The sequence below is a fragment of the Gilliamella sp. X-57 genome (assembly GCF_057063565.1).
In genome coordinates this window covers 50656-61739 of record NZ_JBXSQI010000019.1, presented here as the reverse complement: position 1 = coordinate 61739, position 11084 = coordinate 50656, and the positions used below count along the sequence as shown (strand labels likewise).

Sequence of the window (11084 nt, the reverse complement as noted above, 5' to 3'; positions counted from 1 at the left end):
GATGCTCAATAACTGTCTCTGACATATTCAAATGAATCTTCAGTGTCACTTATCAAGACTTAATTTTTGAGTCCGTAGACTTTTCATTCTTTGTCTCGCAAGTGCCCACACAGATTGTCTGTTTCTTCTTTTTAAAGAGCTAACAGCTTCAATATCTAATCAACTTTTTGTTAATTTAGTTTACTGTCTCAAGGGTTGCGTATATTACTTACTTCACTGGTATACGTCAACCCCTATTTTATAATTTTTTCTTTTTTTGAATTGAACGATTACTTTTCAGACAAAAAAGTTCATTATAGGGTTATTTTTAGTTGTTTTACTACATTAATGGCTTTAATAATTGCATCGTTAACCGTTAAAGCCTTCGCTAGCGCAACCCCCATTCTGCGAGTACCTTTCACTTCTGGTTTACCAAATAAACGCAAATCAGTTTGCGATTCGCTTAATGCTTTATCGAGATTAGCAAAAGTGACTTGTTTTGAATCACCTTCAATTAATAAAACAGCTGATGCACATGGTCCATATTGTTCTATAATAGGAATGGGCAGGCCTAATATTGCCCTAGCATGTAGTGCAAACTCAGATAGATTTTGTGAAATTAATGTCACCATGCCAGTATCATGCGGACGAGGTGATACTTCACTAAACCATACCTGATCACCTTTAACAAACAATTCAACACCAAATAACCCTCGACCACCTAATGCATCTGTTATTTTAGCTGCAATATCTTTTGCCTGTTTTAATGCCTTATCAGACATCTGCTGAGGTTGCCAAGATTCTCGGTAATCACCTTGTTCTTGACGATGCCCTATTGCTTCACAATATGACACACCCTTAATATGCCTAACTGTAAGTAAAGTAATTTCGTAATCAAAATCAATAAAGCTTTCAATGATAACTTTTCCACTACCAGCTCTTCCACCTTCTTGTGCATATTTCCATGATGATTCAATATCAGCTTCGCCTCTTAATAATGATTGTCCTTTACCAGAAGAGCTCATAACAGGTTTAACTAAGCAAGGAAAACCAATTTCTTTGACTGCTTCTCTAAATTCAGTTGCATTTGCAGCAAATCGATAAGGTGACGTTGGTAATTTTAACTCCTCCGCTGCAAGTCGACGAATTCCCTCACGATTCATGGTAAGTTGTGTTGCTTTTGCTGTTGGAATAACTGTAAATCCTTTTTCTTCCAACTCAATTAGTGTAGATGTTGCAATAGCTTCAATTTCTGGAACAATATAATCTGGATTTTCTGCTTCAATGACTTTTCTTAAAGCATCCCCATCAAGCATATTAACGATATGAGACCGATGAGCAACTTGCATCGCAGGCGCATTTGCATAACGATCAACGGCAATAACTTCACACCCCAATCGTTGTAACTCAATGACAACTTCTTTAGCAAGTTCGCCCGCACCACAAAGTAATACTTTAGTTGAAGTTGGTGATAATGGCGTTCCTAGTTTAGTCATAAATTCCTCTTACACAGTGAATTGTCTAGAAAACAACATCCTAAAAACAAAAAATCGGGACAATTATCCCGATTTGATTGATGCTAAGTTAGTTTTGGTATGGATCACGTAAAATCATTGTTTCACTTCGATCTGGTCCTGTTGAAATAATATCAATTGGTGTTTCGGTTAACTCTTCAATCCGTTTAATATAAGCTTTAGCTGCTTGTGGAAGAGCATCATAACTTTTTATACCAAAGGTTGATTCACTCCAGCCAGGCATTGATTCATAAACAGGTTTAACTAAACTCCACTCTTCAGCTGCCGCAGGAGCGTTTTTGATAACTTCACCACTTGGTAATTGATAACCAATACAGATCTTAACTTCTTTAAGCCCATCTAACACATCAAGTTTAGTTAAACAAAATCCTGAAACAGAATTAAGTTGTACAGCCTTGCGAACAGCAACAGCATCAAGCCATCCAGTACGACGACGACGACCTGTTGTTGCACCAAATTCGTTACCCTGCTTACATAAGTACTCACCAGTCTCATCAAATAATTCAGTAGGAAACGGGCCTGCACCAACACGTGTAGAGTAAGCTTTGACAATACCTAGTACATAACCAACATAACGCGGACCAAAACCAGAACCTGTTGCGACACCGCCAGCGGTAGTATTAGAAGAAGTAACAAAAGGATAAGTCCCATGGTCAATATCAAGTAATGTACCTTGTGCCCCTTCAAACATAATTCTCTCACCTTTTTTGCGTGCTTCTTCTAAAAGAGCAGGAATATCGGCAATCATAGCAACTAAAATATCAGCTATCGCTAATGTATCATCGAGAACTTTTTGATAGTCTACGGCTTCTGCTTTGTAATAATTAACTAATTGGAAATTATGATATTCCATTACTTCTTTTAATTTTTCGGCAAAAGCTTGGCGATCACATAAATCACCAACTCGAAGCCCACGCCGTGCCACTTTATCTTCATAAGCAGGACCAATACCGCGACCTGTTGTTCCAATGGCTTTACTGCCACGCGCTTTTTCTCGCGCTTGGTCTAATGCAATATGGTAGGGTAAAATTAAAGGGCATGATTCAGAAATAAGGAGTCTTTCCTTAACAGGAATACCACTTTTTTCTAACTCGTTCATTTCTTTCATTAAGGCATCAGGACATAGTACAACACCATTAGCAATAATACTTATCACATCATTGCGTAAGATTCCTGATGGAATTAAATGTAATACGGTTTTTTCACCATTAATCACTAATGTATGGCCAGCATTATGTCCACCTTGATAACGAACAACATATTTTGCTTTTTCTGTGAGTAAATCAACAACTTTACCTTTGCCTTCATCACCCCATTGTGTACCTAGCACAACAACATTATTACTCATAGATTATTTATCTCATTCAATTAGTTATTAGATTTTAATTTCATATATTGAAAAAATTCACTATCAGGACTAATGACCATAATATCATTACCTGTAAAGCTTTGTTCATAAGCTTTTAGACTACGAATAAAGCTAAAAAACTCCATATCTTTACCAAAAGCATCTGCATAAAGCTTAGCGGCATTTGCATCGCCTTCACCACGAATAGTTCGAGATTGGCGTTCAGCTTCGGATAATATCTTTGTTACTTCTAGCGTAGTCTCTGCTCGTATTTCATCCGCTTTTTTAACACCTTGAAAACGTTGATTTTGTGCAACAACTTTTCGAGCCGCTTTCATTTGTTCATAAATTGAATTAGATATTTCTTGAGGAAAGTTTACTTTCTTTATACGAACATCAATGACTTCAATACCAAAAGATCTCATACTTGTTTTATTACTTTCAGAATCTTTTTCAGTCTCACTAATAAACTTTTCAACCGATTCGCTTTTTACCAACTCTTCCTGAGCAGTGCCATTTAATGCTTCTTTTACCCGTGTCATTATAGAATTACGAGAATTATTATTTGTGTCATTAATAATATCGATGATATCTAATTTTCCAATTTCTGCCCTTAAACGACCATTTAAGCGTGCAAGTAACAGGTTTTCAACACTATTACCACCAGCAATAGTTTCATAGTATCGATTAAAATCAACAATTTTCCATTGTACAAAATAATCAACAACTAAATCTTTATTTTCACGTGTTATGAACTTTTGTTCTCGACCTGCACTATCAGAACTATTTGTCGTTTGGATTTTAGCATCAACAACTTTTACATTATCCATTCCTGGTATTTTAAAATGTAATCCAGGACTAGATAATTCTATAATTTTATTAAAACGTAAAACGATGCCACAGGTCCCTTCTTCAACAACATAAGCACTAGAAAAAAACACACCGATTAAAATCAATATTGTAGGAATCAATAATTTGCGCATATTTTTCTCCTCATCTTCCCATAAACCGCGGAGTCCGTGTAGTATTGCCCGCGTTAATAGTGTTATTGGTGCTGCTGTTAACCTCTTTTGGGGATACTTGCGTTGCCAGAGGTTGATCTTTTATCGTTTCAGAGGAGATCGGCGCATTAAAATTAGATTCACTATTTGAGTTTGATAAAGTCATTGTTTCAGATTTTTTGTCATTTTTATTTTTTAATAATTGTTCTAGAGGCAATACCATTAAATTTCCACTTTTATCATTAACTATAATTTTATTGGTTTTAGATAATACTCTTTCCATGGTTTCAATATATAGGCGTTCTTTAGTGATTTCTGGTGCTGCTTTATATTGTGGTAAGATTTTTTCAAAACGAGCCACATCTCCTGCAGCTTCGAGTTCCACTCTAACCTTATAAGCATTAGCATCAGCTAAAATTCTTGCAGAGCGCCCTTCTGCCTGTTGTACTTGTTGAACTTTTTCTGCAGCAGCTTTATTTATTTCACGTTTTTTGTCTTCTCGAGCATTCATTGCATCATTAAAGGCTTCTTGTACTGCTTCAGGAGGACGAGCTGATTGGAAATTAAGATCCACTATACTAATTCCCATATCATAATTATTGATAACATTGACTAACTCATCTTTTGTACGGGTTTCCAATGCTGAACGTCCATCAGTTAAAATATCATCCATACTTGAGCTACCCACTTCAGTACGTAAAGCACTATCAGCAGCTTGTTGTAGACTATCTTTAACATTAGTGACATTAAATAAATATTTTATAGGATTACTGATGCGATATTGAACATTCATCTCAACAAAGACTAGATCCTCACCAGTTGTTATCATAAAACCATTTACATTAAAATTATGCGTACCTTGCGTATCAACTTTATATACTTTATCAATCAATGGTGGATGCCAATTTAAACCAGGTTGAATAATTTCTGGTTGGACTTGCCCCAAGCGAGTAATCACACCGCGTTGACTTTGGTTAATGGTATAAAAACCGCTGACACTCCAAACAAGAACAAATAAAGCGATTATAGATATAATAATTTTAGTAGTATTCATTGGTAATTTAATTCCAGAGGTCCCTCTATTATTGCCTAAATTACCTTTTTTTAAGAGGTCTTTAATTTTATCAAATAAACCACCAGATGAATTATTTGTTGGTTTTTTGTTATTATTTCCCCATGGGTCGTTATCTTGTCCGTTATTTCCGGGCTGATTCCACGCCATATTTTATATGCTCCATTTAACAATTAGTTGTTATTTTGCTTATTGATCAAGTATAACAGATCTGGCTCTTGTTTACAGAGGCGATTCCATTCAATTGAGGGAATTCTCACATCTAAATGAAAACTACCATCCTCATTAATAAATTCATTTTCTACCGCGTTTAACTGATATAAACGGCTTCTAAGTCTTGCTAAATGAGCAGGTAAACTTAAATGGCAAACTTGAATTTGCTTGGCTAACCTTTCTTTTAAAGCAATAAATAATTGATCCAATCCTAAACTATTTTGCGCTGAAATCCAAACTCGAATTGGTATGCCATTTTCATCCCGATCAATACTTGGCTGCTTACCCTCAATTAAATCAATTTTATTCATAATGAGTAATGTTGGAATTTCATTGGCATCAATTTCAAGCAACACTTCATCAACAGCATGCATATTATCCAATATATTTGGATCAGCAGCATCAATAACATGTAATAATAAAGTGGCTTCTTGCGTTTCAAGTAGTGTCGCTTTAAAAGCGGCAATTAAATCGTGGGGTAAATGACGAATAAAACCAACAGTATCAGCCAAAACAACTTCCCCAACATCATCAACAGTAATCCGCCGTAGCGTTGGATCGAGCGTAGCAAATAACTGATCAGCAGCGTACACCTCAGCATTTGTTAATGCATTAAATAGTGTTGATTTACCCGCATTAGTATAACCAACCAAAGATACTGTTGATAGATCAGCTTTATTTCTTGATTGACGATTTTGATTTCGCTGCTTTTCGACTTTTGCCAGCCTTGATAAAATCAACTGAATACGATGACGAATCAATCGTCTATCTGTTTCTAGTTGCGTTTCACCAGGACCACGTAAACCAATTCCCCCTTTTTGTCGTTCTAAATGCGTCCAACCTCGGACTAATCGAGTTGAAAGGTGTTGTAACTGCGCTAGCTCGACTTGCAATTTACCTTCATGTGTTCTGGCTCGTTGTGCAAAAATATCAAGAATCAATCCTGTTCTATCAACAACACGACATTTACACAACTGTTCTAGGTTGCGTTCTTGGGAGGGGGTTAAAGTATGATTTACTAAAATAACGGAAGCATCAAGTTGATCAACTTTTTCAGCGATTTCCTGCGCTTTACCTTCACCAACAAAATATTTGGTTTGAGGCGATTTTCTTGAAGTTGTTATGATATCGAGAATATCTATTTGAGCTGAAGAAACTAATACTTCAAACTCTTTAAGATCCTCGATATCACTTTCTTGAGGGAAGAATACATGGACTAATAAGGCAGTTTCACCGCCTTTATATCGTTCAAACAATCAGATTCTCCACTGAAATATCAGCTTTCAGCTCCCTCTTCAGGCTGAGATACCAATCCAGAAATAGGTCTAGATGGTACGACTGTCGAGATAGCATGTTTATATACCATTTGGCTTACAGTATTTTTTAACAAAATAACAAACTGATCGAATGATTCAATTTGTCCTTGTAGCTTGATACCATTAACTAAATAGATTGATACAGGAATGTGCTCTCGACGAAGCAAGTTTAAATAAGGATCTTGTAATGACTGCCCTTTTGACATAAGTTTATCCTTTAAAAAATAATTATATGAAGATAAAATAAATACATTTATAATGTAATCAATGTATTTTTACATACTATTTGAAATATATCTTTAGTATCTACCAAAATAACATAAAAAGCGCTTCTCTTGAACCGATCAACTAAAATTTATGCAAAAATAACTAAATTTTTAATAAATTTAAACTAAAAAAATAAAAAAATACTAAATTATTGACAATAATGTACATAATTTTACCAACAATACAATTCATAATTGTATACTATTATTCTCGCTATAAAAATTACTACTTATAATATTTTTTGGAAAATTGAGTCCATATTATCATTATTTAGCCATGTGATCGGTTGTTTCCAGCCACGAAGCCAAGTGATCTGCCGTTTGGCTAATTGACGAGTAGCACAAATACCTTTAAATACCATTTCATCATAACTTATATCACCATTTAAATATTCCCACATTTGGCGATACCCCACACAACGAATAGAAGGCAAATTTAAATGCAAATCAGATCGCTGCATAAGCAGTTTTACTTCATCTTCAAAGCCTTGATCTAGCATCTGTAAAAAACGTTGTTCAATTCGTTTATGTAACTGTGCCCGATCTTGCGGCATAATAGCAAACTGCATAATATCATAAGGTAATGCTTCACCGCTTTCTTGTGTCAGTTCCGTTAGACTCTTACCCGAGATTAAATAAACTTCTAAAGCACGATTAAGGCGCTGTGGATCGTTAGGATGAATTCTTTTAGCCGAAACGGGATCGACTTTTTTTAGTTCATCGTGAATCGCTTGCCAACCTAATCTATTGGCTTTTTCTTCTATTTGTTCACGAATTTCACTATTGGCCGCTGGAAGTGGTGAAAGCCCTTCAATTAAAGCTTTAAAATAGAGCATTGTCCCACCAACTAACAATGGAATTCGACCTTTTTTTAGTGATTTTTCAATTTCTACAATTGCATCATGCCTAAAATTAGCCGCTGAATAACTCTCTGCGGGATCACACATATCAATCAATTTATGTGGATAATTTTGTTGCTCTTTTTTAGTTGGCTTTGCGGTACCGATATCCATACCGCGATAAATCAAAGCAGAATCGACACTAATAATATCAATAGGATAACGATCGTAAAGCGCCATAGCAAATGCCGTTTTACCCGATGCTGTTGGTCCCATTAACGAAATAATTTTTGGTTTATTCATGATAAAATTGATTGAGTTAAAGATTGTATATCAATCGGATATAAAAATGATTCTTGTTGTAATAGATTAATATCTATCTCTTCTAATTGAGCAAGCAACGGAATGACTTTAGCCACACTCCAGATCATAGTGCAATTATCACCATACTGATTAGCTAACCAAGCCGCTATTTGTGTAGGATCTAACACTCCTTTTTTTGAATCTGATATAAAAGCAATTAAAGCAGGTAATAATTGCTGCCAATTCATAGTGCGCAACATTTTAGGAACATTTTGCAAATACAATTTTGCTTTATCAATATAAAAATCAAAACCTAAAAAGTTCAACTGAGGTTGATAACTGGAAAGCACTTGCTGCTCTTGATGATTGATTAAAATTGTTAATGGAATAAGCAATTTTTCAGAATCTTGTGATAATAATTTAATAGCAGTCACTTTTTGCTTAGCAATAGATAATTTCATTAACATTAATTTTTGCTGATTATCTTCATACTTTTCAAGTAATGCAATATCGGGCTGAATAACCGTTAATACCCGACCAAATTGTACTAATGATGAGCTATCTAGTTGCTGTTGTAATGCTTGTAGTGGCGTACTTCTTTTAGGAAATAATGCGTCAATAACCGCTTTTTGTGGTTCAGTTATTTCATTTTCTTCTGCCGATAAGAATGACTGTTTTTGCTCAAATTGCACTGTCTCTTGGGAAGGTGCAACATTGACTAACTCACCATACAATGCATTTTCTTTAGCATAATTACTTGATTTTTTCGATAATTGACTACGGGTTTGATAAGAATTAGCAGCCGTTTTTTGATTAAAGATATTCTCACCCGCTGCTTGTCGATTAGGTGTTATGGTGACTTTTTCTTCTGATACAGATGAATTCGATTCAAGAGCCATCACTATCGCTTGATAAACAAAATCATGAACCAGTCTTGCTTCATGAAAACGGACTTCGTGTTTGGCTGGGTGAACATTAACATCAACTTGTTTTGGATCAATTTGTAAAAACACCACATAACTTTGTTGTTCATTAGTGCGACTGATGTAAGCCTGACGCAATGCATGATTAAGTAATTTATCTTTGATGACTCGCCCATTAACATAAAAATACTGCAAATCACTACTTTCACTACTAGTGACCCAACCTTGAATGAGTAAATCATCATGCTGCCAATCCAGTTTTACAGCTTTTTGCATAAAAGATCGACCGCAAACTAATTCGACTCGTTTTTCAAGAGCTGATGAACGATACTGCTTAACGAGTTTACCATTATGTTGTAAATTAAAGGTAACATCGGGGCGTGCAAGTGCAATACGCCGAACAAACTCTTCAATATGCATAAACTCAGTTTTTTCTGTTTTTAAAAAACGACGTCTTGCAGGTGTATTATAAAACAGATCAAGGACTTCGACAGTCGATCCTACAGGGTGAGCTGCAGGTTTAATCATCGGCTTCATATCCCGTCCTTCAGCGTAAACTTGCCATGCTTCGGATTGTTCAGCGGTACGTGAAGTTAATGTCAATCTAGCAACCGAACTTATACTCGCTAGCGCCTCACCACGAAACCCAAGACTAATAATGGCGTCTAAATCATCTAACGTACTGATTTTACTTGTCGCATGACGAGCAAGTGCCAACGCTAATTCATCTTTAGCAATACCACAACCATTATCACGAATACGAATTAATTTACAGCCACCTTGCTCAAGGTCAATATCTATTTGAGTACTACCCGCATCAAGGCTATTTTCAACTAACTCTTTGATGACAGACGCGGGGCGTTCTACAACCTCACCAGCAGCAATTTGATTGGCTAATTGGGGAGAAAGAATATGAATTGCCATTAATGTTGTTCCCCAAATTTTGGATTTTGTTTAACGTAATTTTTTATACCTTGATAGATAGCTTTCGCTATCTTATCTTGATGAACATTACTACTTAGCAAGCGTTCTTCACCTTCATTAGAAATGAAGCCAACTTCAACTAAAATTGACGGGATATCTGGCGAACGTAATACGCCTAAACTTGCATATTCTGGGGCAGATTTATGTAGTTTTACTGTCTTTTTCATTTCTTTTAATACTTGTGTTGCTAACTCATAACCCACTTGTTGAGAATAAGAAAACTGTAGATCTAATACTGCTTGGCTTAAGTGAGGATTATGATCGTCGCTTAATGCATCACCAGCACCACCTAATAATTCTGATTGTTTTTCGCCCTGTTCAAGCCATCTGCCCAATTCTGTATCAGCTCGCTTAGTTGACAAGACCCAAATCGAAGCACCTGTAGCCTCCCTATTTGGCGCAGCATCAGCATGTACTGAAACTAATAAATTAGCTCTATTTTTACGGGCGATTTCCGAGCGCTGCGAAACAGAGATAAAATTATCACGACTACGGGTTAATACTCCCTTAAAATTGGGATCTTTATTTAGCAAAGTAGTGAGCTTTTTGGCGATTGAAAGCGTCACTGTTTTTTCATATAAGTTATTTTTTCCTATTGCACCGGAATCTTTACCGCCATGACCCGCATCGACGGCAACCACAACATTGGCTGCATAAACAGAGCTACAAAGCAGCAATAATATAAAAATAGTGATTAATTTTTTCATTCGTCTTTTTATTGTTTACTTCTATTGTGATAACTTAATAATTGTTTGACCTTTTTCGCTTGTTGCTTGCACAAAAGCGGTACGCTCAAGCGCTAAATAAGCCAAATGAATTTCAAGATCAGCACTAGGCAAAATACCTTTTGCTTGCTCGGGCCACTCAATTAAACAAATCGATCGCAAAGCAAAATATTCACGAATCCCCATAAACTCCAGCTCTTCAGGATCGCAAAGTCGATACAAATCAAAATGATAAACAGAAAAGTTTTCAAAATGATAGGGTTCTACTAATGTATAAGTTGGACTTTTTACGTTACCTTTATGACCTAATTGTTGTAAAAAACCACGACTAAAAGTCGTTTTACCTGCACCAAGATCGCCAATTAAATGGATAACAATAGTATCATCATGCTTGGACAAATAGTTTAAACACAGTTTGGCAATTCTACTACCAAACAAAATTGTTTGTTGCTCATCGGTTAAAATAATCGGATTCATGATGAATTCTTTGTTCAATAAATAGTTCTTATTATATACTAATAACCATTAAAGATGTACCAAACAAGATAACCTTAATTTTGTAAAAATGTTTCAGGAAACC

Annotated in this window: 9 protein-coding genes and 1 pseudogene; all 10 read right to left on the bottom strand. The window is 35.7% G+C overall.

The annotated features are described in order from the left end of the window. Positions 1-293 precede the first annotated feature (293 nt). Positions 294-1475: a formate-dependent phosphoribosylglycinamide formyltransferase gene (gene purT, locus ACYIAL_RS09745; protein ID WP_483751565.1), complete on the bottom strand. Its 1182-nt coding sequence runs from the start codon at positions 1473-1475 to the stop codon at positions 294-296. 88 nt (positions 1476-1563) lie between these two features. Then, the gene (locus ACYIAL_RS09740) at positions 1564-2862 is read right to left on the bottom strand and encodes an adenylosuccinate synthase (protein ID WP_483748158.1); all 1299 of its coding nucleotides are present in this window, start codon (positions 2860-2862) and stop codon (positions 1564-1566) included. 20 nt (positions 2863-2882) lie between these two features. Continuing rightward, the gene (hflC, locus tag ACYIAL_RS09735) at positions 2883-3845 is read right to left on the bottom strand and encodes a protease modulator HflC (RefSeq protein WP_483751564.1); all 963 of its coding nucleotides are present in this window, start codon (positions 3843-3845) and stop codon (positions 2883-2885) included. A 10-nt stretch (positions 3846-3855) separates the two neighbouring features. Next, positions 3856-5085 (bottom strand): FtsH protease activity modulator HflK, encoded by a 1230-nt coding sequence (hflK, locus tag ACYIAL_RS09730; protein WP_483751563.1) that lies wholly within the window; start codon positions 5083-5085, stop codon positions 3856-3858. Positions 5086-5108: 23 nt separating this feature from the next. After that, positions 5109-6404, bottom strand: coding sequence for a ribosome rescue GTPase HflX (gene hflX / locus ACYIAL_RS09725; protein WP_483751562.1), 1296 nt, complete (start codon positions 6402-6404; stop codon positions 5109-5111). A gap of 20 nt (positions 6405-6424) precedes the next feature. Then, entirely contained in the window at positions 6425-6670 is a 246-nt protein-coding gene (gene hfq, locus ACYIAL_RS09720) for an RNA chaperone Hfq (RefSeq protein WP_065638023.1), read from the bottom strand. Between the two features lie 290 nt (positions 6671-6960). Then, entirely contained in the window at positions 6961-7872 is a 912-nt protein-coding gene (miaA, locus tag ACYIAL_RS09715; RefSeq protein ID WP_483751561.1) for a tRNA (adenosine(37)-N6)-dimethylallyltransferase MiaA, read from the bottom strand. After that, the gene (gene mutL, locus ACYIAL_RS09710) at positions 7869-9719 is read right to left on the bottom strand and encodes a DNA mismatch repair endonuclease MutL (protein WP_483751560.1); all 1851 of its coding nucleotides are present in this window, start codon (positions 9717-9719) and stop codon (positions 7869-7871) included. Before mutL ends, miaA begins: the two co-directional genes overlap by 4 nt. Before the next feature lie 20 nt (positions 9720-9739). Then, a pseudogene (locus ACYIAL_RS09705) lies at positions 9740-10444 on the bottom strand (N-acetylmuramoyl-L-alanine amidase); the annotation flags it as partial. Between the two features lie 63 nt (positions 10445-10507). Next, the gene (gene tsaE / locus ACYIAL_RS09700; RefSeq protein ID WP_174796579.1) at positions 10508-10984 is read right to left on the bottom strand and encodes a tRNA (adenosine(37)-N6)-threonylcarbamoyltransferase complex ATPase subunit type 1 TsaE; all 477 of its coding nucleotides are present in this window, start codon (positions 10982-10984) and stop codon (positions 10508-10510) included. Positions 10985-11084: the final 100 nt, after the last annotated feature.

What these genes read in the sequence shown, in the direction of transcription:
- purT (WP_483751565.1), bottom strand. Translation starts at nt 1,475, where the DNA reads ATGACTAAACTAGGAACGCCATTATCACCAACTTCAACTAAAGTATTA.
- ACYIAL_RS09740 (WP_483748158.1), bottom strand. Translation starts at nt 2,862, where the DNA reads ATGAGTAATAATGTTGTTGTGCTAGGTACACAATGGGGTGATGAAGGC.
- hflC (WP_483751564.1), bottom strand. Translation starts at nt 3,845, where the DNA reads ATGCGCAAATTATTGATTCCTACAATATTGATTTTAATCGGTGTGTTT.
- hflK (WP_483751563.1), bottom strand. Translation starts at nt 5,085, where the DNA reads ATGGCGTGGAATCAGCCCGGAAATAACGGACAAGATAACGACCCATGG.
- hfq (WP_065638023.1), bottom strand. Translation starts at nt 6,670, where the DNA reads ATGTCAAAAGGGCAGTCATTACAAGATCCTTATTTAAACTTGCTTCGT.
- miaA (WP_483751561.1), bottom strand. Translation starts at nt 7,872, where the DNA reads ATGAATAAACCAAAAATTATTTCGTTAATGGGACCAACAGCATCGGGT.
- mutL (WP_483751560.1), bottom strand. Translation starts at nt 9,719, where the DNA reads ATGGCAATTCATATTCTTTCTCCCCAATTAGCCAATCAAATTGCTGCT.